This is a genomic window from Pseudomonas sp. NPDC089996 (genome assembly GCF_044748405.1).
In the GTDB taxonomy this organism is placed as follows: Bacteria; Pseudomonadota; Gammaproteobacteria; order Pseudomonadales; family Pseudomonadaceae; genus Aquipseudomonas.
The window spans coordinates 211,812-233,959 of sequence record NZ_JBIVGA010000004.1 but is presented as its reverse complement, the minus strand read 5'-3'; the positions used below and the strand labels follow the sequence as shown (position 1 = coordinate 233,959).

Here is a 22,148-nt window from a genome sequence, read left to right as displayed (position 1 = left end):
TCAGGAACCTGAGCCAACTCAGGAGGTCTGTGTCTGCATGTATTACGGTGAACGCTTCAATGCCTGGACCCATTTGGTCGGTGCCGTCCTGGCCTGTATCGGTGCCATCTGGCTGATCGTCGTCGCGGGCCTGCAGGGCGACCCCTGGAAGATCGTCAGTTTCTCCATCTACGGCAGCACCTTGCTGCTACTCTACAGCATATCCACCCTCTACCACAGCACCCGTGGGCGGGCGAAGGTGATCATGCGCAAGCTCGATCACCTGTCGATCTACTTGCTGATCGCAGGCAGCTACACCCCGTTCTGCCTGGTCAGCCTGCGCGGGCCATGGGGCTGGAGCCTGTTCGGGATAGTCTGGGGGCTGGCGGTGATCGGCATGCTGCAGGAGATCAAGCCACGCTCCGAAGCGCGCATCCTGTCGATCATCATCTATGCGGTGATGGGCTGGATCGTGCTGGTGGCGGTCAAGCCCTTGCTGCAGAGCCTGGGCACAGCCGGCTTCGCGTGGCTGGCGGCCGGCGGCGTGTTCTATACCGTCGGCATCATCTTCTTCGCCCTCGATAGCCGGTTGCGCCATGCACACGGCATCTGGCACCTGTTCGTGATCGTCGGCAGCCTCATGCACTTCGTGGCGGTGTCGCTGTACGTGCGCTAGCTTTTTGTTTACGAAAAATCGCCCCACAGCTGCTGGGCCACCGACAGCGCCACCACCGGCGCTGTCTCGGTGCGCAGTACCCGCGGCCCGAGGCGTGCAGCGTGGAAACCTGCGGCCTTGGCCTGTTCGACTTCCGCCTCGCTCAGGCCACCTTCGGGGCCGATCAGGAAGGCCAGGGTTGCCGGCTTGTCATGGCTGGTGAGCGGTTCGGCGACCGGATGCAGGACCAGTTTGAGGTCGGCTTCGGTGCCTTTGAGCCACTCGGCCAGGGTCACTGGCGGATGAATCACCGGCAACGTCGAACGGCCGCATTGTTCACAGGCACTGATCGCCACCTGGCGCCAGTGCGCCAGGCGCTTGTCGGCGCGTTCGTCCTTCAGGCGCACTTCACAGCGTTCGCTGACGATCGGCGTGATTGCATTGGCGCCAAGCTCGGTGGCCTTCTGGATCGCCCAGTCCATGCGCTCGCCGCGGGACAGGCCCTGGCCGAGGTGAACGTGCAGCGCTGAGTCCGGCTGGCCGGCGAGGGCCTGGTCGAGGCTGACGCGCACCGTTTTCTTGCCGACTTCGAGCAGCTGGCCGAGGAATTCCTGGCCGCTGCCGTCGAACAGCTGCACGGCGTCGCCGGGGGCCATGCGCAGGACGCGGCCGATGTAGTGGGCCTGGGCTTCGGGCAGGTCGTGCTCGCCGAGGCTCAAGGGGGCGTCGATGAAGAAGCGGGACAGTCTCATGGAATGCTCGTCAGATAGGATGTACTCGCCCTTTGTGGGAGCGGCCTTGTGTCGCGAAAGGGCCGCGAGGCGGCCCCAACAATTTCTGCTGCGAAGCCAAGAAACTGGGGCCGCTTCGCGCCCCTTTCGCGACACAAGGCCGCTCCCACAAGGTTATGTGTATGGGCGAGTGGGCTTAGCCCGGGTCGCGGAAGTCGGGGTGGAAGTTGGCCGGTACGGCAACGCTGACACTCTCGCGGGTGGCGATGTCGATGCCTTCGCTGGCCACCTCGGCCAGGAAGTCGATCTGCTCCGGGGTAATCACGTACGGCGGCAGGAAGTACACCACACTGCCCAGCGGGCGCAGGAGGGCGCCGCGGGTCAGGGCGTGCTCGAACACTTTCAGGCCTCGACGTTCCTGCCACGGATACGCGGCCTTGGTGGCCTTGTCCTGCACCATCTCGATGGCCAGGGCCATCCCGGTCTGACGAATTTCTGCGACGTGGGCATGATCGGCCAGGTGCGCGGTGGCGCTGGCCATGCGCGTGGCCAGGGCTTTGTTGGCCTCGATCACGTTGTCCTGCTCGAAGATGTCCAGCGTCGCCAGCGCGGCGGCGCAGGCCAGCGGGTTGCCGGTGTAGCTGTGCGAGTGGAGGAACGCGCGCAGGGTCGGGTAGTCGTCGTAGAAGGCCTGGTACACCTTGTTGGTGGTCAGGCAGGCCGCCAGCGGCAGGTAGCCACCGGTCAGGGCCTTGGACAGGCACAGGAAATCCGGACGGATGCCGGCCTGTTCGCAGGCGAACATCGTGCCGGTGCGGCCGAAACCGACGGCGATCTCGTCGTGAATCAGGTGCACGTCATAGCGGTCGCAGGCTTCGCGCAGCAGTTTGAGGTACACAGGGTGGTACATGCGCATGCCACCGGCACCCTGGATCAGCGGTTCGATGATCACCGCCGAGAGGGTTTCGTGGTGTTCGGCCAGGGTCTGCTCCATGGCGGCGAACATGTTGCGCGAGTGCGCTTCCCAGCTCATGCCCTCGGGGCGCAGGTAGCAGTCGGGGCTTGGCACCTTGAGGGTGTCGAGCAGCAATGCCTTGTAGGTTTCGGTGAACAGCGGCACGTCGCCCACCGACATCGCGGCAATGGTTTCGCCGTGGTAGCTGTTGGTCAGGGTGACGAAGCGCTTTTTCGCCGGTTTGCCGATGTTCTGCCAATAGTGGAAGCTCATCTTCAGCGCCACTTCGATGCACGACGAGCCGTTGTCGGCGTAGAACACCCGGTCCAGCCCGGCCGGGGTCATGGCCACCAGGCGCTCGGACAGTTCGATCACTGGCTGGTGGCTGAAGCCGGCGAGGATCACGTGCTCCAGCTGGTCGACCTGGTCCTTGATACGCTGGTTGATGCGCGGGTTGGCGTGGCCGAACACATTGACCCACCAGCTGCTCACGGCATCCAGGTAGCGCTTGCCGTCGAAATCCTCGAGCCACACGCCATCGCCCCGCTTGATCGGGATCAGCGGTACCTGCTCGTGGTCTTTCATCTGGGTGCAGGGGTGCCACAGGACCTTGAGGTCGCGTTGCATCCACTGATCGTTGAGGCCCATGGGCGCTTCTCCTGGCTTACTGCCTGCTTTGACCGCGTAAGCCTAAGCAAAGCCGGGGGGCAGGACAACCGCTAGTGGTCAATGGCGGTAGGTGCGGGTCCATTCCAGCTTGCGGATATGCACGGTGCCAGCCTGTGAAGTGGAAATGGTCAGGCGGCGAAAGGGCCCGTCTATGACCTGGTGATAGGGTTGCGTGGAGACCGGGCCGGGCCTGAAATCGGTATAGCCGCTGCCGGAAAGGGTCAGCCAGTAGAAGTTGCGCGGGAGCGGGGCGATCAGGTCCATGTCGTAGCCATCGGTATCCAGGAGCATCTGCACATCGTCGAAGTTCTGGTCGCTGACCACGTAATACTCCAGCCGCAGACATTCGACTTCCTGGCTGAAGGTGATCTCCACGTCGCTGTGCTCACCTATCACCAGCTCTGTGCCGTCATTGCCTTTGAAGGCTTCATGCAGGCCGGTCCAGGACGTGCCATTGGAGCGGATTTGCAGGCCTGAGGGCGTCATGACCGTCTGGTTGTGCCACAAGAATTGTCTTTCTACCTGTGCGAAGTGCTCCTCGTAGGTCATCGTGCAGCTCCTTTTGTCGGTTTTTTAGCCACCTTGGCCAGCTTTACCTAAAGGCCAAAGGCCTGGCTACTGACAAAAATGCCAGTTGCCAAAGGCACTTGATATCGCCGTGCTGGCAGGGTCCCCATACCTGACGTATTCTTAACGCATCATCTCTGGGGGCATTCCCGCCCTCTTCCCATTCCTGTATTTACAACTCGGAGTTCGCCGACATGGCTGCTGCTTGGGTGCGCCTGTGCGCGTTGGTATTGATCGGTGTGTCCAGCGGCGCCGCGCTGGCAAAGGACAAGACACCGTCGGCAATCGTGGTGGGTGGCGGCATGGCAGGCCTGACCGCAGCCTACGAGCTGCAGAACAAAGGCTGGCAGGTCACCTTGCTGGAAGCCAAGTCAGGCATGGGTGGTCGTTCGGGCCTGGCCACCAGCGAGTGGATCGGCAACGCCAAGGCTCAGCCTGTGCTCAACCAGTACATCGACCGTTTCAAGCTTGAAACGCTGCCTGCGCCTGAATTCGTGCGCACCCCGGGTTACCTGATCGACGGCGAGTACTTCAGCGCAACCGACCTGGCCACCAAGCAACCGGCCACCGCCGAGGCGCTCAAGCGTTACGAGAAGACCCTCGACGACCTGGCCCGCTCGATCGACGACCCGCTCAAGCCGCAGGCGACCAGCACCCTGTTCGCACTCGACCAGATCAACGTGTCCAGCTGGCTCGACAAGCTGCAGCTGCCAACCACCGCGCGCCAGCTGATCAACCAGCAGATCCGTACCCGCTACGACGAGCCGTCGCGCCTGTCGCTGCTCTACTTCGCCCAGCAGAACCGCGTATACCGTGGCGTCAGCGACCGTGACCTGCGTGCTGCGCGACTGCCAGGTGGCAGCCCGGTACTGGCCCAGGCTTTCGTCAAGCAGCTGAAAACCATCAAGACCAGTTCGCCGGTCACGGCAATCGTCCAGGACAAGGACGGTGTCACCGTCAAGGCGGGTAGCACGGACTACAAGGCCGATTACGTGGTAATGGCGGTGCCATTGCGAGCGTTGGCCAAGATCCAGATCACCCCTGGCCTGGACACGCAGCACGTGGCAGCGCTCAGAGGCACCAACTATGGCTGGCGTGACCAGCTGATGCTCAAGTTCAAGCAGCCTGTATGGGAAAGCCGTGCGCGCATGTCGGGCGAGATCTTCAGTAACGCTGGCCTCGGCATGCTGTGGATCGAGCCGGCGCTCAAGGGTGGCGCCAACGTGGTGATCAACCTGTCGGGTGACAATGCGCGCCTGCTGCAGGCCTTTGGCGACAAACAGATGGTCGACCAGGTGCTGATCCGCCTGCATGCGTTCTATCCACAGGCCCGTGGTGCGTTCACCGGTTACGAGGTCAAGCGCTACAGCGTCGACGCCGGTACCGGTGGCGCCTATCTGGCCTATGGCCCGGGGCAGATCAGCAAGTACTGGCGCCTGTGGGAGCGCCCGGTTCAGCGCATCACCTTTGCCGGTGAGCACACCGATGCGCTCTACCCGGGCACCCTCGAAGGCGCCCTGCGCAGCGGCCAGCGCGCTGCCAGCCAGGCCCAGGACCTCCTCGCGGGCAAGTCGTTCGACCCGGCCAAGGCCGCCACTGTCGCGGCAGCAGCGACGGCGGGCGCAGCAGTGGCTGCGAAGAAGGATGGCGGCGGGTTCTTCTCGCGCCTGTTCGGGGGTGATGACAAGCCTGAAGTGAAGGCTGCGCCGGTTGCCAAGGTCGAGGAAGTGGCACCGGCTCCTTCTGCTGCAGCTGCGCCCGCTACTCCCGCACCTGCAGCAGTCGCCAAGGAAGAGCCGGCCAAGCCCGCTGCAATCAAGGCAGCACCGGCCAAGCATGCCCCGGCGCACAAACCTGTAGCCAAGCAGGCTAAAAAGCCGGTGGCCAATACTCAGGCCAAAGCCAACTGATAGTTGTGCCGGCCTCTTCGCGGGTTTACCCGCGATGAGGCCGGCACTGGAAACCCTTAACTCTCCGACTATTGTTAATGTTTCCTTAATAGGAAACTCACACACTAATCATCGTATTTATCGATAATCCAAAGCAGTTTTTTAAGCTTTTATTCGATACGTTAGGCGTTAGTCTGTGCACAGCTTTCACGGGGAACCACGTCAACATGCAACTGCGCAATTCACCTTCTCGCTATGGCGTGGTCAGCATCGTCCTGCACTGGGGCGTTGCACTGGCAGTGTTCGGCCTGTTCGGCCTCGGTTTGTGGATGGTCGGTCTCGACTATTACGACCCTTGGCGCAAGGCTGGCCCGGACCTGCACAAGAGCATCGGCCTGGTGCTGTTGGCGGTGATGTTGCTGCGCGTGGTCTGGCGTTTCATGAGCCCGCCACCCCCTGCACCGGCCAACCACGGAGCATTTACCCGCATGGCAGCCAAGTTGGGGCACCTGGCCCTGTACCTGGGGCTCTTCGCCGTGATGATTGCCGGTTACCTGATCTCCACCGCCGACGGTGTCGGCATTCCGGTGTTCGGCCTGTTCGACGTGCCGGCGCTAATCAGCGACCTGCCTGATCAGGCGGACGTGGCCGGCGTGATTCATCTGTGGTTGGCGTGGGGCCTGGTGATCTTTGCCGTGCTGCACGCCCTGGCCGCCCTGAAACACCATTTCATCGACCGTGACGCGACCCTGACTCGCATGCTGGGCCGCAAAGCTTGACTCTCAACCTCAATTGCATAGGAAGGAAGTAAGGATGTTGAAAAAGACTTTTGCCGCTCTGGCGCTCGGTACCGCACTGTTCTCCGCCGGCCAGGCCATGGCTGCCGAGTACAAGATCGACAAGGAAGGCCAGCACGCGTTCGTCGACTGGAAGATCAGCCACCTGGGCTACAGCTTCATCCACGGCACCTTCAAGGACTTCGATGGCAAGTTCACCTGGGATAGCGCCAAGCCTGAGGCCAGCAAGATCGAAGTCGATGTGAAAACCGCCAGTCTGTGGTCGAACCACGCCGAGCGTGATAAGCACATCGCCAGCAAGGACTTCCTGAACGTAGGCAAGTTCGCCGACGCCAAATTCGTCTCCACCGCCGTCAAGTCGACCGGTGAAAAGACTGCCGATGTGACCGGTGACCTGACCCTGCACGGTGTGACCAAGCCCGTCACCTTCAAGGCCACCTTCAATGGTGAGGGCAAAGACCCGTGGGGCGGCGAGCGCGCTGGCTTCAACGCCACCACCACCCTGAACCTCAACGACTTTGGCATCAAAGGCCCAGGCCCGACTTCGCAGACCGTCGACCTGGATATCAGCCTCGAAGGCGTGAAGCAGAAGTAAGCCCTTTCAGGCACAAAAAAACGCCGCCCATCGGGCGGCGTTTTTTATTGTGCCATGGGCGGCTCAGCCCTTGCGGGTGAGTAATGCCGGGCGTTCACCACGTGGACGGCTTGGCAGCTCGTCCAGCTGCTCGGGCGTCGGGTAACGGTCGAGCTTGGACTCCTTGCGGATGATCACCGGCTGGTGCTGTTCGCGGGAGCTGCGTACTGTCGGCTCCTGGCGCGCTGCATCGTCACGCCCGGCTGAACGGTTGCGGCCACCGCCATTGTTGTCACGACGCGCGCCGCCAGCGTTGTTGTTGCGTGGGCGCTTGTCGCCGCTGGTGCCGCGCTGCTGACCGCCTGCATTGCGGCCTGCGCCCTGGCCACCACCGTTGTTGCTGCGTGGGGCACTGCCCTGGCTTTGGCCCTGGCCTTGACCTGCACCACCCGGGCGGCGGTTGCGGCCCTGTCCCTTACTCTGGTACGGGCTGACGTAATCGGCGCGGTTACCGAAGTTGTCGACATCATCGTCCAGGAATTCTTCCGGATCACGGTCGGCAGGCGCTTTTGGTATAGGGCTGTTGCTGGCCTGTTGCTGCTGGCGCGGCTTCTTGTCACGCGGCTTGCGCTGTTGCTGTTGCTTGTCGCCAGACTTTTCCTTGTCGGCCGGCTTGTCCGCAGCCTGTTGCTTGGCCTTGCCTTTGTCCTTGCCTTTGTCCTTGCGGCCGCCGTTGGCGTCTTTGCCGCCTTCGCCGCGGGCCTGCTGCTGGTTGCGGCCACCGCGGCCGGTATTCTGCTGGCGCTCGCGCACTTCAGGCTTTTCAGCTTCTACCTGGCTGGCATCGAAGCCCATCAGGTCGCCATCCGGGATCCTCTGTCGAGTGACCCGTTCGATGCTCTTGAGCAGCTTTTCTTCATCCGGCGCGACCATGGAGATGGCCTCACCCGACCGCCCGGCACGGCCGGTACGGCCAATGCGGTGCACGTAGTCTTCCTCGACGTTTGGCAGTTCGAAGTTGACCACATGGGGCAACTGGTCGATATCCAGGCCACGGGCAGCGATATCGGTGGCCACCAGCACGCGCACGCTGTTGGCCTTGAAGTCGGCCAGTGCCTTGGTACGGGCATTCTGGCTCTTGTTGCCATGGATCGCGGCGGCGGTCAGGCCGTGCTTTTCAAGGTACTCGGCCAGGCGGTTGGCGCCGTGCTTGGTGCGGGTGAACACCAGCACCTGCTCCCAGGCCCCGAGGGTGATCAAGTGCGCCAGCAGTGCACGCTTGTGGCTGGCGGGCAGGCGATAGACGCGCTGCTCGATACGCTCGACGGTGGTGTTCGGCGGGGTGACCTCGATGCGCTCCGGGTTGTGCAGGAGCTTGTCGGCCAGGTCAGTGATGTCCTTGGAGAAGGTTGCCGAGAACAGCAGGTTCTGGCGCTTGGCCGGCAGGCGGGCGAGTACCTTCTTCACGTCATGGATGAAGCCCATGTCGAGCATGCGGTCGGCTTCATCGAGGACCAGAATTTCTACATGGGCCAGGTCGACCTTGCCTTGGCCGGCCAGGTCGAGCAGGCGGCCCGGGCAGGCGACGAGCACGTCGACACCCTTGGCAATGGCCTGGATCTGCGGGTTCATGCCGACGCCGCCGAAGATGCAGGCGCTGACCAGTGGCAGGTCGCGGGCATATACCTTGAAGCTGTCGTGTACCTGGGCGGCGAGTTCGCGGGTCGGGGTCAGGACCAGTACGCGCGGCTGGCGTGGGCCATGACGCTGCGATTTGTCGGGGTGGCCGGCCGGGAACAGGCGCTCGAGGATCGGCAAGGCGAAGCCGCCGGTTTTACCAGTACCCGTCTGTGCGGCAACCATCAGGTCGCGGCCTTGCAACACGGCGGGAATGGCCCGCTGTTGCACTGGGGTCGGCTGGGTGTAGCCCGCTGCCTCGATAGCGCGGACAAGTGCCTCGGAGAGACCGAGGGAAGCAAAGGACATGGGCAATCCTGTTCTCGTGGGGGCTGGGCCCGTTGGGATATTCTGCCTGGCGCGACGGGCATCGAAGGGATGCGATCGCGTCCGGTCCAGCTGGGCTTTCACTGCACATCCGGGAAACGGAGGGTGGACGCCAGAAAGCGTCAATGCCGATCGGGATGCCTGTTGCGAGGCCGAGCGTCCGGGCGTGAGCCGGGCGGGAAGGCCCGAGTATAACAGAGCTAACGCAGCGTGCTGCTTTCCTGCTGCTCAACGGCGCCGACAAGATCGCCAGCGTCGCCGATGTAGCGTTCGATAATCGCCTCGAATGCCGGTTCCTGCTTGAAGCGGCGCAGCGCTTCGGCAAACGCCTCCGCCAATTGCTCGTGCCCGGGTTTGCGTGCCAGGCCCAGGTATTGCGCCTGACGGCTGATGACCAGCGGCAGCTCTTCGACCCGTTGTTCGAGGCCAAGCTGCCGGCGCAGGTAACGCCCGACCAGGCGGTCGGTGACCAGCAGATCGATGCGCCCGCGTATGAGTTTGCCGAAATTGGCTTCGTGACTTGGCGCGGTTTCGCGGCGGAAGTCGGCGGATTCGCTGAACGCCGTGTCGTAGGCGTAGCCCGGCGAAGTGCCGATGGTCAGGCCGGCAAGGTCATCCAGCTGGCGGATCGCATGGCGCCGGTCGCTCGCCTGAAACAGCACGAACTCGACATCGGACATGGGCTCTGCAGGGTAGACCAGAAACGTTTTGCGCGACTCGACCTGAAAGATATCCATCACCCCGTCAGCCTGACCCTGCTCCACCAAGGCCAGGCAGCGCTTCCAGGGCAGGAACTGCCAATCCACCTCGACCCCCAGGCGCCGGAACACCTCGGTGGTGACTTCGTAGTCGATCCCCTTTACCTGGCCACCATCGCGATACACATACGGCGCCCAGTCGTCGCTGACCAGGCGCAGCCGCTCGCCCAGCGCCATCGGGCTCAGGCAGGCGAGCAGCAAGATGCACAGCAGTTGAGCGATGTGGGGCATGGCGCGAGATTACGCGCTCACCAAGGGCAAGGCCAGTGAAGATGAATGCCCCGATGCCGGCTCAGCGATGTGAAGAACGCAGCAGGTGCGCTTCGATATCCTTGCGACGGCCACCCAGTGACAGGCGCAGGCTGGGGTGACGCAAGCACTGGCGCAACTGCTCGGGCTCGACGCGCCCGTTCCGTTCGTTGAGGTTCTCCAGCGCTTTGTCCCACCAGGCCGATGCACACGCGCGATCGAACTCATTGGGGTAGGGGTAGCAGCCATACAGCAGTTCGCGGACGAATTGGCGTTCGCGGCTGGGCATGGTCAGGCTCAAAGCCTTGTAGCCCAGGCGTTGCAGGGTCGGTGGCCGGGGCAGCTGGTCGTTGACCAACGCCACATCTGCAAGCGCAGCGGCACTCAGTGGGTTGTCGCCATGTTTACGCAGCCAGGCCTGGATCTTGGCGCGGAACTGGGCTTTTCGGCTCCAGTAGTGGTGGATCACGTCGGTACATTCGGCCAGATCCATCGTGCGGTAAGCAGCCACCGCCAGGCAGAACTCTTCGAGGGTGTAGGCGCTGCGGGCCAGCGGATAGAACTCGTCCATCATGGCAATGGAGCGGTCCAGCACATCGGTGTCCTCGGCGCACAGGCCGATCACGCCCGAATTGACCAGCGGCATCTGGCAGTCGCTCAGGCCGCGAGACTGCAGAATGCTCAGCAGGTTCGTGTACAGCAGGCACTTCTGATTCTCGCCGTAGCGCGCGCCGATGGCGTTGCACAGCAGCTTGCCGGGTTTGACCCGCCGGAACAGTTGCAGGGGCGACTTGCGAAAGAAGGTATCGGTGTCGATCAGCACGGCCTGGGGATGTTGCTGCAGCACGCGGCGCAACAGCACATGCTTGCTGCGAAAGTGATAGCCATGGGGCTCGTTCCAGGCTTTGCGGGTAGCCTCGTCGAGCAGATGAACGGTCACCGGCAACTTGCCGTAAGGTTCGGCATTGTCGGTGTAGACCTGGATATCGATGGCAGGGCTGGCACTGTGCCCCAGATGAGCGAGGGCGCTGACGATGCTGAAACAGGCTTCCTGGTGATAGGTGGCCGGGCCAAACGCCAGATACACGAGCTGAGGACGTGATGGCAGGAAATGTTGCATCGCAGATGACACCTGTCAGAGCCAGAATAAATCAAGGCCTCAGTCTACGACTAAAGCCTTAATTGAATCTGAATCAGATGGTGCCAAAAAGTTTCAGCGCGGCAGCTTCAGATTGTTCCAGATCGCCAGGCTCGCCTCGGCCTGGTTGAGGGTGTAGAAGTGCAGACCGGGCGCGCCACCTTGCAGCAGTTGCTCGCACATGCGGGTGATGACTTCTTCGCCAAACGCCTGGATGCTCGCAGTATCGTCGGCGTAGGCTTCCAGTTGCTTGCGGATCCAGCGCGGGATCTCGGCGCCGCAGGCGTCCGAAAAGCGCGCCAGCTTGCTGTAGTTGGTGATCGGCATGATGCCGGGCACTACCGGGATGTCCACGCCCATCTTCTGCGCACGCTCGACGAAGTAGAAGTAACTGTCGGCGTTGAAGAAGTACTGGGTGATGGCGCTGTCGGCACCGGCCTTGACCTTGTGCACGAAATTGCCCAGGTCGGCCTCGAAGTTGCGTGCCTGTGGGTGCATTTCCGGATAGGCGGCTACTTCCAGGTGGAAGTGGTCGCCGGTTTCCTGGCGGATGAACGCGACCAGGTCGCTGGCATACCGCAGCTCACCACTGGCCATGCCCATGCCCGACGGCAGGTCGCCACGCAGGGCGACGATGCGTTTGATGCCGGCCGCCTTGTACTCGGCCAGCAGGGCGCGCAGCTCGTCCTTGGTGTCGCCGACACACGAAAGGTGCGGCGCGGCAGGAACCTTCACTTCGCTTTCCAGCTGTAGCACGGTGTTCAGGGTGCGATCGCGGGTGGAACCACCGGCACCATAGGTGCAAGAGAAGAAGTCCGGGTTGTAGGCGGCCAGCTGGCGGGCAACGCCCATCAGTTTTTCGTGACCGGCATCGGTCTTGGTCGGGAAAAATTCGAAGCTGTAGCGGCGTTCTTGTGACATCTCTGTTTCCTCAGCTGCAAGCCGTGGGCCGCAAGCTGCAAGTAAAAGCCAGGGCGGTGTGGGCCGGCCTGGCTTGGGCATCGATCAAGATTCAACGACTACAAGCGCCAGCGGGCATGCCCGCTGGCGCTTGCCGCTTAGTAGCGGTAAGCGTGAGGCTTGAACGGGCCTTCGACGGTCACACCGATGTAGTCGGCCTGTTGCTTGGTCAGCTGGGTGACCACGCCGCCGAAGCCGCGGACCATTTCCAGGGCCACTTCTTCGTCGAGCTTCTTGGGCAGTACTTCAACGGTCAGGCGCTCGGCTTTCTTCTCGGCCGACAGGTCGGCGTATTTCTGCTCGAACAGGAAGATCTGGGCCAGCACCTGGTTGGCGAACGAGCCGTCCATGATGCGGCTTGGGTGGCCGGTGGCGTTGCCCAGGTTGACCAGGCGGCCTTCGGCCAGCAGGATCAGGTAGTCGTCATTCTGCGGGTCGAAGTCGCCAGCGCCGGTGCGGTGGATCTTGTGGACCTGCGGCTTGACCTCTTCCCATGCCCAGTTCTTGCGCATGAAGGCGGTGTCGATCTCGTTGTCGAAGTGGCCGATGTTGCAGACCACGGCACGCTTTTTCAGGGCCTTGAGCATGTTGGCATCGCAGACGTTGACGTTGCCGGTGGTGGTCACGATCAGGTCGATCTTGCCCAGCAGGGCCTTGTCGATGCTGGCTTCGGTGCCATCGTTGATACCGTCGATGAACGGCGAGACCAGCTCGAAGCCGTCCATGCAGGCCTGCATGGCGCAGATCGGGTCGACTTCGGTGACCTTGACGATCATGCCTTCCTGACGCAGCGACTGGGCCGAACCCTTGCCCACGTCACCGTAACCGATCACCAGGGCCTGCTTGCCCGACAGCAGGTGGTCGGTGCCGCGCTTGATGGCGTCGTTCAGGCTGTGACGGCAGCCGTACTTGTTGTCGTTCTTGCTCTTGGTGACCGAGTCGTTGACGTTGATCGCCGGGACTTTCAGCTCGCCCTTGGCCAGCATGTCGAGCAGGCGGTGCACGCCGGTGGTGGTCTCTTCGGTCACGCCATGAACGCGGTCCAGAACGGCCGGGTACTTCTTGTGCAGCAGTTCGGTCAGGTCGCCGCCGTCGTCGAGGATCATGTTGGCGTCCCATGGCTGGCCATCCTTGAGGATGGTCTGCTCCAGGCACCACTCGTACTCTTCCTCGGTTTCACCTTTCCAGGCGAACACCGGGATACCGGCGGCGGCGATGGAGGCAGCGGCCTGGTCCTGGGTGGAGAAGATGTTGCAGGACGACCAGCGCACTTCGGCACCCAGGGCAACCAGGGTTTCGATCAGCACGGCAGTCTGAATGGTCATGTGGATGCAGCCCAGGATCTTGGCACCCTTGAGCGGCTGCTCTGCGAGGTACTTGCGACGCAGGCCCATCAGGGCAGGCATTTCCGATTCGGCGATGATGGTTTCGCGACGGCCCCAGGCGGCCAGGGAAATGTCAGCGACTTTGAAATCGGTAAAACCAGCAGGCGTGTTTACAGCGCTCATTGAGAGCCTCCATTCGTAGTGTGCGAATGGGCGCCGTTGTGCGTTAAGCGCCCGCGGGAGCGGACAACGCCCCATCCGAGCCTGACAGGTCGAACCTGCTGCAGCGCCCCTCGGACAGGTGGCGGGCATGGCGCCGCTGGGGGCCGCCATGTAAAACGGCAAGGATTATAGCCTCGGCGGGAGTCATCGCCCAAGGTTTTCTGTCGATTAATCGAGACGATAGTCGATGTTCAATGGAGAGCTGCAGAACGCTCTGCCATCATTACTGCACGTTAGCCAAGCCGGTCAGGAGTAAAGATGAATTTTCACACCCGCAAATGGGTAAAGCCCGAAGACCTCAACCCCAACGGCACGCTGTTCGGTGGCAGCCTGCTGCGCTGGATCGACGAAGAAGCGGCGATCTATGCCATCGTCCAGCTGGGCAACCAGCGCGTGGTGACAAAGTACATGTCGGAGATCAACTTCGTCAGTGCCTCGCGCCAGGGCGACATCATCGAGCTGGGCATCACTGCCACCGAGTTTGGCCGTACCTCGATCACCCTCAAGTGCGAAGTGCGCAACAAGATCACCCGCAAGAGCATCCTGACGGTCGACAAGATGGTATTCGTCAACCTCGGTGAAGACGGCTTGCCGGCAGCCCATGGGCGGACCGAGATCAAGTATGTCCAGGACCAGTTCCCGGACTCTGCGGTCGAGTGATGTTCCGGGGCCGCATGGCGGCCCCGGCATTTTCAAGGTTGTGCGCTGACCTTGCGTACCACGCCCCCGATGCTCAACCCCTGCACCAGAATCGAAGACAGCACTACGATGTAGGTGATCGACAGCAGCAGGTCACGCTCCTCGCCCAGTGGCAGCGATAGCGCCAAGGCCACTGAAACCCCACCGCGCAAGCCACCCCAGGTCAGCACCCGCACTGTGCCTTTCGGCACCGGCCGCCAGCGCCGCAGCAGCACGATCGCCGGGGCCACCGTCAGCAGGCGCGACAACAGTACCGCCAGTGCCAGCACGCCACCAGCCGCCAGGTGCAGCCAGTTGAACGGCAGCAGCAAAAGCTCCAGGCCGATCAGGGCGAACAGCAGGGCATTGAGCATGTCGTCGATGAGTTCCCAGAAACCGTCCATGTAGCGGCGGGTCATGTCGTTCATCGCCAGGTTGCGGCCCAGGTTGCCGATGATCAGGCCGGCGACCACCATGGCGATCGGCGCCGAAACGTGCAGCTCGTAGCACATTGCCGAGCCACCGATCACCAGCGCCAGGGTCAGCATGACCTCGACCTGGTACTGCTCGACGCTCTTGATCATGCGGTAGGTGGCGTAGCCGATCACGCCGCCGAACAGCACGCCGCCGACCGCTTCGCGGGCGAACAGGAGGGCGGTGTCGGAGACGCTCGGCGTTTCGCCCAGCTGGATGATGCCCAGCAGCACGGTGAACACCACGACTGCGGTGCCGTCGTTGAACAACGATTCGCCGACGATGGTGGTTTTCAGCGGCTTGGGGGCGTTGGCGGTACGTAGCGCGCCGAGCACGGCGATCGGGTCGGTCGGGGAGATCAGTGCACCGAACAGCAGGCAGTAGATCAGCGGCACCTGCCAGCCGAACATCGCGAACACCCAGTGCGACAGGTAGCCGATCACCACGGTGGCGATCAGCACGCCCAGGGTGGCCAGCAGGCCGATTGGCCAGCGGTAGCTGCGCAGGTCGCTGAGGTTGACATGCAGTGCGCCTGCGAACAGCAGGAAGGCCAGCATCCAGTGCATCAGCAGGTCGTTGAAATCGATCTGGTTCATCAAACCTTCGACGCGTTCTTCCAGGCCAGGGAAGCCGATCAGGCTCAGGCCCTGCAGCATCAGGGAGAACAGCAATGCGGTGACCATTACGCCGATGGCGGGTGGCAGGCCGATGAAGCGGTAATTTACATAGGTGAGGAGGGTGGTGAGGCAGATAAACGCGGCAACTAGTTCAAGCATCCCGAATCCTGTGACAGTGGCTTCCAAGTCGTTACCCGAATGGCTCGGGCAGTTCTTTGATGATCTGGCGAGGGGGTGGGGCACACTTTTTGACTGTACAGGCAGACAGCGTATCCACTGCAAGGTTTCATGCCTGCAGCTTCAGGCTTCTGTACTCGCTATGGGGTGATTGCCGATCAGCGGCTTGACTGGATGGCGCTGCAGGCCGGAGCCCGGCAGGGCGACTTCGGCAATGCGTGCTGAGAAATACCTGTCGAAAGGCTCCCAGTCCGGATACTCCTCAGGCGAAACAGACAGTGCCATCAAGCGACCCACAAGGCCGCAGATCCAGTCTGCGCATTGCAGCGTCTGGAAGAGGTGGCTTTCGCCCTGCAGGGGTGGCTCTATCAAGCTTCGGCATTTTTCTGTGGCATCTTCGAACATCGCCAGGGTGCAGGCTTCTACATTTCGTTCACGCCACTCATTGCCGGCGCGCTGCTCATCCAGAAGGAGCATGAAGGTCGAAGCGGACGGGGCGCAGTACCGATCGATCGTTCTTGTCGCGTGCAGCAGTTGGCGTTTGAATGTATCGGTCGCGTCGTGCTGCCTGGCTGGGCATGTCTTGTGTTCACCCGCATAGATCACATGCCCACCAATCTTCCTGATGTGGTTGAGCAGGCGAAACGTTGCTTGTCTCAATGATCGGTATTGCGTGACGTTGCGTGTCGTGAAAAGTTTGGAACCTTTCTTTTCCCACTGATAGGCGGGAAGGCTCCTGGGATTTTCATGGGTTATGTCCCAGGCAAGCAATTGGCATTTCAACTGGTAGAAGAAAATGGCGAACTCTCGTACTTCTTCAGCTGGAAGAAGTATCCCAGCCAAGCCGAACACGGGGCTGGTCTTGAACTGGCTGTGTGTTCGCGAGACGTATTGCCCGACATGGCCGAATTCGTCGAGGTAGGCCACAAAGTGAGTCATGGATTCCGGGTGTCCTTGCCCCAGAAACACGAAAGCCCGTTTGCTTGCGCATCACGGGCCTCGGAAGGTAGGCACGGGTCACCCCATGCGTTACGGCGATCCTAAGCCTGCGAGCGTTGAAGCGTCAACCGTGTTTCGTAAGTGAGTGTGAATACATACGGCTGGGCTGCGTTCAGGTGCGCACGAGCCCTCAGCTACATGTAGTGCATTTCGTGATGAGTGTATTGGGTAATGCGATCAGAAATGGCCGTCTGTGCATGCCGAAACCTCTACACGACTTGTAGTCTTTTTCCGTGGCCGCACATTGCCACGAGGTATAGTGCTGCGACCTAATTGAATCCAAGGCAAGGACTCTCTCGCGTGCTGGCAACTTCCCTGGTTTTGGTCGCCGCCCTGCTCCACGCGACCTGGAACACCCTGATCAAATTCAGCGCCGAGCGCCTGCTGGTGATCGCCAGCATGGACGTCGTGGCGTTGCTGTTCGCCGTGTGCGCCGTGGCCTTCACCGATTTCCCGCCCGCCGAAATCTGGCCATGGCTGTTGGCCTCGGCGCTGGCCGAGCAGCTTTACCGGTTTCTGCTGATCCAGGCCTATCGGGTCGGCGACCTGGGTCTGGTCTATCCTCTGATGCGCGGCCTGTCGCCGCTGGTGGTGCTGGGGCTGACGCTGGCGTTCGCCGGCGAATCGCTCAGCCAGCAGCAGATCATCGGCATCCTGCTGATACCGTGCGGCATGGCGTGCCTGTTGTGGCAGGGCGGCGGGGGCGACCGGTTGCCCTGGTCGATGTTGCCGGTGGTTGCGCTGATCGGGCTGTGTATCGGTTGCTACACCTGGTTCGACGGCCAGGCGGTGCGGTTGTGGGGCAAGCCCTGGGACTACCTGGTGTGGCTGACGCTGCTCAGTGCCTGGCCCTTCCCGTTGCTGGCCAGCGTGGCACGCCGGGCGCCTTTCGTGCTGTTCTGGCGCACTCAATGGCGGCTTGGGTTGGCGGTGGGCTTTTGCGTGCTGTTCAGTTACGCACTGGTGTTGTGGGCCATGCACCTGGGCTCAGTGGCCGAAGCGGCGGCGCTGCGCGAGTTGAGCGTGATCCTGGTGGTGCTGTTTGGCATGCGCTATCTCAAAGAACCTTTTGGCGGGCCGAGACTCCTAGCTTGCGGGCTGGTGCTGGCAGGCATGCTGGTGATGAAGCTCTGACCTGAACATTGAACAAGGAGTCCTGTGCATGACCGTTGCCCTGTGGTGCATCCTGATCGCGCTGTTTCTGGCGCCGCTGTGTGCGTTGATCGCCAAGGTATCGAGTGGCCGTTTCGGCCTGAAGGACAACCACGACCCGCGGGCCTTCCTCGATACGCTGTCGGGCTTGCCGCGCCGTGCGCATGCCGCTCAGCAGAATAGTTACGAGGCTTTTCCCGCGTTTGCGGCGGCGGTACTGGTGGCCGATATCGTCGGTAATGCCGAGCAGGTGACCCAGGATGTGCTGGGGGTGATGTATATCACCAGCCGGCTGTTGTACATCATCTGCTACCTGGCGGACTGGGCGGCGCTGCGGTCGCTGGTGTGGTTCGCCGGGCTGGCCTTGATCGTGTCGTTCTTCGTGGTTTCCGTCTGACACCGCGTCGCTCTTTTCGCGGGTAAACCCGCTCCCACAGGAGATGTGCTGCACGTGTGGAAGCGGGTTCACCCGCGAAGAATCCAGCTCCGATCAGAGGGTTTTAGGCACCTCTGGCAGTGGCTTGCCCTTGGGCCAAAGCATCCAGATCTGACCTTGCTGCTTCATGTTCCCCGCCAGTTCGCCGGCCTGCGGCCCGGTGCCCCAGAACAAGTCCGCGCGCACCTCGCCAGCGATTGCCCCGCCGGTGTCCTGAGCACCTACCGGGCGCACCACCGGCGTTCCATCGGGGCGCGTGGTCGACAGCCACAACAAGCTGCCCAGCGGGATCACCTTGCGGTCGATGGCCACGCTGTAGCCCGCTGTCAGCGGCACGTTCAACGAGCCGCGTGGCCCTTCGTTGCTGTCCGGGCGAGTACTGAAGAACACGTAGCTAGGGTTGCTGGCCAGCAGTTCTGGCACTCGCTGCGGGTTGGCCATGGCCCAGGCATGGATGCTGCCCATGGTCACGTCTTCTTTTTTCAACTGGCCTTGCTCCACCAGCCAGCGGCCGATTGGCCGGTACGGGTGGCCGTTCTGGTCGGCATAGCCCAGGCGCAGTTGGCGGCCATCTTCCAGCTGCACCCGGCCTGAGCCCTGGATCTGCAGGAACTGCAGGTCCATCGGGTCGGTCAGCCAGGCCAGCACGGGTGCCTTCACGCCATCGCGGCTGATCACCTCGGCGGTGTCGTAGGGCTTGAGCACGCGACCGTCCAGGCGGCCACGCAAGCGCTTGCCCTTGAGTTCGGGATATACGCTGGCGAGGTCGACCACGATCATGTCATCGGGTACGCCATACACCGCCACATGTGCCGTTTCTGTGCGCTTCAGGCTGCCGGGGTAGACCGGTTCGTAATAGCCGGTGATCAGGCCGTTGGCGTTGTTGTCGGCGGAACGCAGGCCATAAACCTGCAGGTTCTGTTCGAGAAAGGTACGTACCTGGGCGGCGCTCGCCGTGTCGCTGCCGGCCGCTTCGCAGGTAGCGGCCCACACCGGGTCGCGTTTGAGTTTCTCGCAGCCGCTGCGCCAGGCGTAGAAGCCAGCCAGCAGGTCTTCATCGCTGACCGCAGGCAGGTCTTGCCAGGTGGCCGGTGCGTAGGTGGCGATGGCGTGAGGCTCGGGCTTGGCAGTCTCGCCGCCATTGCAGCCGGCCAGCAGGGCCAGGGCCGGTAGCGTCCAGGCCAGGTGGCGCAGGGCAGATTTCATCAGCGTGATCCTGTATGAAGCGAACATGAAGATTCGCCCCTGTAAATTATGTGGCTATTGGTCTTTGCCCACTTGGCAGCGATACTGGCCGCCCATTTGCGAGGCTTGAGTGACCGTGATGTTCAAGCGTTTGACTGTTGTACTGCTTGCTGCCCTTGCCCTTGCTGCCTGCGACCGGGTCGACCCGAACTCGCCGTTGGGCAAGCGCAAGGCCATTTTCAAAGACATGCTCAAGACCAGCGAAGACATGGGTGGAATGTTGCGCGGCCGGTTGCCGTTCGACGGGGTGAAGTTCGCTGATGGCGCGTTGAAGCTTGATGGCCTGGCCCACGCGCCGTGGCAGCATTTTCCGCAGGTGCGGGATGAGGGCGACAGCAGCGCGCGACCGGACGTGTGGGAACGACAGGCGCGTTTTCATGACCTTGCCCGGCAACTGGAGGGCGTGACCGGTGAGTTGGCCGACGTGACACGGGCACAGCCGTTGGACGCGGCACAGTTGAAGGCACCGATGGACAAGGTCGAGGCGGCGTGCAAGGCGTGCCATAACGAATTCCGCAATCATTGATCGCCTGCGTCGGCAGGCGATCGGGCATGATCAGCGGTCCAGTTCGTCCACTGCTTCCTGCAGCTCTTTACGGGATTCGGCAAGCTTGTCCTTGCGCTTGTTGATCTTTTCCGCGTCGCCTTTTTTCTCGGCCTTCTTCAGGTCCTTCTCGCGCTGCGCCACCTCGTGACGAGCATCGAGCACTTTCTGCTCGCGCTCTTTGCGCAGGCTGGCGTCGGTGCAATTGTCTACGCCACGCAGTGCCTCTTCGAGCCCTGCCACCTGATCGCTGTTGCCCTTGTCGCGGGCGATTTTCAGCTGGTTCTCGATGGCACTGCGCTTGGCTGCGCAACCGGTCAGGCCTTCTTCGGGCTGGGCGGCTTGGGCAACGCCGGTAGCGAGTGCAAGCGTGGTCAGCAATGCCAGGGTGGAAATCAATTTCATCAAAGCCTCCTTGTGGGGGCGGGGCAGCAAAAGATGGAGCAAATCCTGCCTTGCTTTTGACGATTTAGAAACCCTTGTTGGATATTTCCGGAACAATCATGGCGTTTTCCTACAACGGAATTTGTTAAAACTCATTGCCTCTCACGGGTTGCAACGTCAGTAAAACCGTGTATGCCGCTTTCACTCAGCTGTTGTGCCAAGGCCTGCACGTGCTCCGTCGCGAAAAAAGCCTGTAGCTGGAGGGCACGGGCCTCGCCAATACCGGGCAAGGTTTGCCACTCGACGTTCGAGCGCTTGGCCAAGGTTGCCCAGTTGCCTTCCAGTTGCATGTTGCGTGGCACCGGCACGCCAAGGCCGCTGACCCACTGGGCGAACGGCCGGGCGCGGCCAGCCTCGAAGCTTTGCTGCAGGCGCCTGGCGCTGGTGTCGCTGATGCCGGATAGCTGGGCCAGTTGCTCGGCGTCCAGCGCCAGCCAGTCTGCCAGCGATGTCACCAGCCCGGCCTGTACCAGCCGTCGCCAGGTACCGGGCCCGGTGCCCGGCATGGCCAGGCCTTGTTTGCCGCTGAGCCAGGTGAGACGGGCAATGAACTGTTCTTCGCAACGTTCGCCCGCTTGCCAGCACGTCAGGGTGCCGTATTGATCCAAGGCAGGCGCAGTGATGCTGTGGCGCTCGGTGGCCCGATGCACGACCTGCTCGAACCGCGGAATGGTCAGCCCCGCCAGACTGATTGCCACCTGATCACCCGGGCGAATGTCGAGGGCCTGCCAGCGAGCCAGGGAACCCAGGCTCACCTGGGCAACGCGACGGTCGTCGAGCTGTACCGGCTGCAGCTTCAGGATGGGCGTGATCCGGCCCGTGCGGCCGATGCGAAAGTGCACGTCACGGACCACGCTCAACGCCTGGGCAAAGGGGTATTTCCAGGCTGCAATCCAGTAAGGCGCATTGGTCTGCCAGCGGTCGGCGGATGGCCGTGCGTTCTGCCGCAGGATCACCCCGTCAGTGGCGAAGGGCAGGGCCGTGCGGTACCAGTGCATACGCCAGTGTGCAGCTTCCTCGGGGCTGTCGATGGCCACGCTGAAGCGTTGGCTGTCGGTGAAACCCAATGCAGCCAGCCGAGCCATGCGCTCGCCTTGGTCGCGTGGCCCGTGCGGCCAGTCCCAGACGAACAGGGCAATATCTGCGCCTTGTTCACGGCCCAGCTGTTTGCGCGCCAGCAGCCCCGCGACTGTAGTGCGTGCGTTGACGCTGCCGGCCTGGGCCTGCACATGGTCACCCAGGCGCATGTAGAGCTCCCCCTGCAGGGTCAGGTCCAGCGGGCTGGGCAGGTGCCGATTTATGCCCTCGAGCATCTCGATATGCCGGCTCCAGTCATGCCCCTGGTTACCGTCGCCTCGACTCAGCAGCTGGACCAGCCTGCCTTGGCGATAGACCAGGGTCACTGCGACGCCATCGACCTTCGGTTGCAGCCAGACGCCGGTCTTGCCGTCCATCCACTTCGTCACGGCCGGTTCATCCGGCAGCTTGTCGACGCCCGTATGGGGGGTCGGGTGGGCAATCGGTCCGCGTGCACTGGCCAGTGAGTCCAGGGCTTTTTCCAGTGCGAAGCAGCTTTGCAGATTCAGCAGACGTTGTCGGCTCTGGTCATAGACCTCGTCGGGCACCAGGGACTGGCCCAGGCGATGGTAATGGTCATCCCATTGGCGAACCGTCGCGTGGAGGCTGGCGATTTCTGCGCGTGCCCGTTCGGGCGACCAGGTCGGGCAGCCATCGGCTTGCGTGTTGAACGATAGAAAGAGCAGGAACAGTAGTAACGACGGCATGGCCAGCATCCTTGCTTGGCGGAAGGGAAGCCTCAGCCTAGGTAAAAGGAGCGAGCGTTGCGTCCTGCAGTTGTCAGCCGATATTTCACAAAAAAGCCCCTGCCGATCACTCGGCAGGGGCTTTGA

Annotated in this window: 21 protein-coding genes and 1 riboswitch; of the genes, 8 read left to right on the top strand and 13 right to left on the bottom strand. The window is 62.3% G+C overall.

Annotation, left to right across the window (positions count from 1 at the left end; all coding sequences use genetic code 11):
• Positions 1-37 precede the first annotated feature (37 nt).
• Positions 38-655 (top strand): hemolysin III family protein, encoded by a 618-nt coding sequence (locus tag ACIPW4_RS08915; RefSeq protein WP_400656809.1) that lies wholly within the window; start codon positions 38-40, stop codon positions 653-655.
• A gap of 8 nt (positions 656-663) precedes the next feature.
• Here ACIPW4_RS08915 and ACIPW4_RS08910 read toward each other — a convergent pair whose 3' ends face one another.
• The 3 genes from ACIPW4_RS08910 to ACIPW4_RS08900 form a co-directional block, all read right to left on the bottom strand.
• Positions 664-1,386, bottom strand: a complete 723-nt coding sequence (locus tag ACIPW4_RS08910; protein ID WP_400656807.1) for a 16S rRNA (uracil(1498)-N(3))-methyltransferase — start codon at positions 1,384-1,386, stop codon at positions 664-666.
• A gap of 175 nt (positions 1,387-1,561) precedes the next feature.
• The gene (locus ACIPW4_RS08905; RefSeq protein WP_400656805.1) at positions 1,562-2,968 is read right to left on the bottom strand and encodes an adenosylmethionine--8-amino-7-oxononanoate transaminase; all 1,407 of its coding nucleotides are present in this window, start codon (positions 2,966-2,968) and stop codon (positions 1,562-1,564) included.
• Positions 2,969-3,046: 78 nt separating this feature from the next.
• Positions 3,047-3,538, bottom strand: coding sequence for a hypothetical protein (locus ACIPW4_RS08900; protein ID WP_400656803.1), 492 nt, complete (start codon positions 3,536-3,538; stop codon positions 3,047-3,049).
• 212 nt (positions 3,539-3,750) lie between these two features.
• Here ACIPW4_RS08900 and ACIPW4_RS08895 point away from each other — a divergent pair, with 212 nt between their 5' ends.
• From ACIPW4_RS08895 to ACIPW4_RS08885, 3 genes are all read left to right on the top strand, one after another.
• The gene (locus ACIPW4_RS08895; RefSeq protein WP_400656801.1) at positions 3,751-5,466 is read left to right on the top strand and encodes a flavin monoamine oxidase family protein; all 1,716 of its coding nucleotides are present in this window, start codon (positions 3,751-3,753) and stop codon (positions 5,464-5,466) included.
• A 206-nt stretch (positions 5,467-5,672) separates the two neighbouring features.
• The gene (locus tag ACIPW4_RS08890) at positions 5,673-6,224 is read left to right on the top strand and encodes a cytochrome b (protein WP_400656799.1); all 552 of its coding nucleotides are present in this window, start codon (positions 5,673-5,675) and stop codon (positions 6,222-6,224) included.
• 34 nt (positions 6,225-6,258) lie between these two features.
• On the top strand, positions 6,259-6,837 hold the full coding sequence (locus ACIPW4_RS08885) for a YceI family protein (protein ID WP_400656797.1): 579 nt from the start codon (positions 6,259-6,261) through the stop codon (positions 6,835-6,837).
• Between the two features lie 63 nt (positions 6,838-6,900).
• On the opposite strand, the gene ACIPW4_RS08880 is transcribed toward ACIPW4_RS08885, so the two are convergent.
• From ACIPW4_RS08880 to ahcY, 5 genes are all read right to left on the bottom strand, one after another.
• On the bottom strand, positions 6,901-8,802 hold the full coding sequence (locus ACIPW4_RS08880) for a DEAD/DEAH box helicase (RefSeq protein WP_400656794.1): 1,902 nt from the start codon (positions 8,800-8,802) through the stop codon (positions 6,901-6,903).
• A gap of 218 nt (positions 8,803-9,020) precedes the next feature.
• Entirely contained in the window at positions 9,021-9,809 is a 789-nt protein-coding gene (locus ACIPW4_RS08875) for a substrate-binding periplasmic protein (RefSeq protein WP_400656791.1), read from the bottom strand.
• Positions 9,810-9,870: 61 nt separating this feature from the next.
• Complete coding sequence (locus ACIPW4_RS08870) at positions 9,871-10,947, bottom strand: hypothetical protein (RefSeq protein ID WP_400656790.1); 1,077 nt, start codon at positions 10,945-10,947, stop codon at positions 9,871-9,873.
• Positions 10,948-11,040: 93 nt separating this feature from the next.
• A complete protein-coding gene (gene metF, locus ACIPW4_RS08865) occupies positions 11,041-11,886 on the bottom strand; it encodes a methylenetetrahydrofolate reductase [NAD(P)H] (protein WP_400656787.1) in 846 nt (281 codons plus the stop codon).
• Between the two features lie 137 nt (positions 11,887-12,023).
• Positions 12,024-13,433 (bottom strand): adenosylhomocysteinase, encoded by a 1,410-nt coding sequence (gene ahcY, locus ACIPW4_RS08860; RefSeq protein ID WP_400656785.1) that lies wholly within the window; start codon positions 13,431-13,433, stop codon positions 12,024-12,026.
• 21 nt (positions 13,434-13,454) lie between these two features.
• Positions 13,455-13,551: riboswitch (S-adenosyl-L-homocysteine riboswitch) on the bottom strand.
• A gap of 179 nt (positions 13,552-13,730) precedes the next feature.
• Between ahcY and ACIPW4_RS08855 the strand changes: the two genes are divergently transcribed.
• Positions 13,731-14,132, top strand: a complete 402-nt coding sequence (locus tag ACIPW4_RS08855; RefSeq protein ID WP_012274534.1) for an acyl-CoA thioesterase — start codon at positions 13,731-13,733, stop codon at positions 14,130-14,132.
• Between the two features lie 32 nt (positions 14,133-14,164).
• Here the strand turns inward: ACIPW4_RS08855 and ACIPW4_RS08850 are convergent, their stop codons facing one another.
• On the bottom strand, positions 14,165-15,400 hold the full coding sequence (locus ACIPW4_RS08850; protein WP_400656782.1) for a cation:proton antiporter: 1,236 nt from the start codon (positions 15,398-15,400) through the stop codon (positions 14,165-14,167).
• Between the two features lie 141 nt (positions 15,401-15,541).
• The gene (locus tag ACIPW4_RS08845) at positions 15,542-16,357 is read right to left on the bottom strand and encodes a DUF3800 domain-containing protein (protein WP_400656780.1); all 816 of its coding nucleotides are present in this window, start codon (positions 16,355-16,357) and stop codon (positions 15,542-15,544) included.
• Between the two features lie 360 nt (positions 16,358-16,717).
• Here ACIPW4_RS08845 and ACIPW4_RS08840 point away from each other — a divergent pair, with 360 nt between their 5' ends.
• Both ACIPW4_RS08840 and ACIPW4_RS08835 read left to right on the top strand, forming a co-directional pair.
• Positions 16,718-17,551 carry an EamA family transporter gene (locus tag ACIPW4_RS08840; protein ID WP_400656778.1) on the top strand — a complete coding sequence of 278 codons (834 nt, stop codon included), beginning with the start codon at positions 16,718-16,720 and terminating at the stop codon, positions 17,549-17,551.
• Between the two features lie 28 nt (positions 17,552-17,579).
• The gene (locus tag ACIPW4_RS08835) at positions 17,580-17,966 is read left to right on the top strand and encodes an MAPEG family protein (protein WP_110633294.1); all 387 of its coding nucleotides are present in this window, start codon (positions 17,580-17,582) and stop codon (positions 17,964-17,966) included.
• Positions 17,967-18,059: 93 nt separating this feature from the next.
• Here the strand turns inward: ACIPW4_RS08835 and ACIPW4_RS08830 are convergent, their stop codons facing one another.
• On the bottom strand, positions 18,060-19,211 hold the full coding sequence (locus ACIPW4_RS08830) for a murein transglycosylase A (RefSeq protein ID WP_400656776.1): 1,152 nt from the start codon (positions 19,209-19,211) through the stop codon (positions 18,060-18,062).
• A 118-nt stretch (positions 19,212-19,329) separates the two neighbouring features.
• On the opposite strand from ACIPW4_RS08830, the gene ACIPW4_RS08825 reads away from it, so the two are divergent.
• On the top strand, positions 19,330-19,776 hold the full coding sequence (locus tag ACIPW4_RS08825) for a c-type cytochrome (protein ID WP_400656774.1): 447 nt from the start codon (positions 19,330-19,332) through the stop codon (positions 19,774-19,776).
• A gap of 30 nt (positions 19,777-19,806) precedes the next feature.
• On the opposite strand, the gene ACIPW4_RS08820 is transcribed toward ACIPW4_RS08825, so the two are convergent.
• A complete protein-coding gene (locus tag ACIPW4_RS08820; protein ID WP_400656772.1) occupies positions 19,807-20,199 on the bottom strand; it encodes a DUF1090 domain-containing protein in 393 nt (130 codons plus the stop codon).
• 131 nt (positions 20,200-20,330) lie between these two features.
• Positions 20,331-22,022: an NAD-dependent DNA ligase LigB gene (gene ligB, locus ACIPW4_RS08815; protein ID WP_400656770.1), complete on the bottom strand. Its 1,692-nt coding sequence runs from the start codon at positions 22,020-22,022 to the stop codon at positions 20,331-20,333.
• Positions 22,023-22,148 lie beyond the last annotated feature (126 nt).

Coding starts and splice junctions, on each gene's coding strand:
- ACIPW4_RS08905 (WP_400656805.1), bottom strand. CDS start 2,968: ATGGGCCTCAACGATCAGTGGATGCAACGCGACCTCAAGGTCCTGTGG.
- ACIPW4_RS08850 (WP_400656782.1), bottom strand. CDS start 15,400: ATGCTTGAACTAGTTGCCGCGTTTATCTGCCTCACCACCCTCCTCACC.
- ACIPW4_RS08900 (WP_400656803.1), bottom strand. CDS start 3,538: ATGACCTACGAGGAGCACTTCGCACAGGTAGAAAGACAATTCTTGTGG.
- metF (WP_400656787.1), bottom strand. CDS start 11,886: ATGTCACAAGAACGCCGCTACAGCTTCGAATTTTTCCCGACCAAGACC.
- ACIPW4_RS08915 (WP_400656809.1), top strand. CDS start 38: ATGTATTACGGTGAACGCTTCAATGCCTGGACCCATTTGGTCGGTGCC.
- ahcY (WP_400656785.1), bottom strand. CDS start 13,433: ATGAGCGCTGTAAACACGCCTGCTGGTTTTACCGATTTCAAAGTCGCT.
- ACIPW4_RS08845 (WP_400656780.1), bottom strand. CDS start 16,357: ATGACTCACTTTGTGGCCTACCTCGACGAATTCGGCCATGTCGGGCAA.
- ACIPW4_RS08820 (WP_400656772.1), bottom strand. CDS start 20,199: ATGAAATTGATTTCCACCCTGGCATTGCTGACCACGCTTGCACTCGCT.
- ACIPW4_RS08880 (WP_400656794.1), bottom strand. CDS start 8,802: ATGTCCTTTGCTTCCCTCGGTCTCTCCGAGGCACTTGTCCGCGCTATC.
- ACIPW4_RS08890 (WP_400656799.1), top strand. CDS start 5,673: ATGCAACTGCGCAATTCACCTTCTCGCTATGGCGTGGTCAGCATCGTC.
- ligB (WP_400656770.1), bottom strand. CDS start 22,022: ATGCCGTCGTTACTACTGTTCCTGCTCTTTCTATCGTTCAACACGCAA.
- ACIPW4_RS08855 (WP_012274534.1), top strand. CDS start 13,731: ATGAATTTTCACACCCGCAAATGGGTAAAGCCCGAAGACCTCAACCCC.
- ACIPW4_RS08910 (WP_400656807.1), bottom strand. CDS start 1,386: ATGAGACTGTCCCGCTTCTTCATCGACGCCCCCTTGAGCCTCGGCGAG.
- ACIPW4_RS08885 (WP_400656797.1), top strand. CDS start 6,259: ATGTTGAAAAAGACTTTTGCCGCTCTGGCGCTCGGTACCGCACTGTTC.
- ACIPW4_RS08895 (WP_400656801.1), top strand. CDS start 3,751: ATGGCTGCTGCTTGGGTGCGCCTGTGCGCGTTGGTATTGATCGGTGTG.
- ACIPW4_RS08830 (WP_400656776.1), bottom strand. CDS start 19,211: ATGAAATCTGCCCTGCGCCACCTGGCCTGGACGCTACCGGCCCTGGCC.
- ACIPW4_RS08825 (WP_400656774.1), top strand. CDS start 19,330: ATGTTCAAGCGTTTGACTGTTGTACTGCTTGCTGCCCTTGCCCTTGCT.
- ACIPW4_RS08835 (WP_110633294.1), top strand. CDS start 17,580: ATGACCGTTGCCCTGTGGTGCATCCTGATCGCGCTGTTTCTGGCGCCG.
- ACIPW4_RS08875 (WP_400656791.1), bottom strand. CDS start 9,809: ATGCCCCACATCGCTCAACTGCTGTGCATCTTGCTGCTCGCCTGCCTG.
- ACIPW4_RS08870 (WP_400656790.1), bottom strand. CDS start 10,947: ATGCAACATTTCCTGCCATCACGTCCTCAGCTCGTGTATCTGGCGTTT.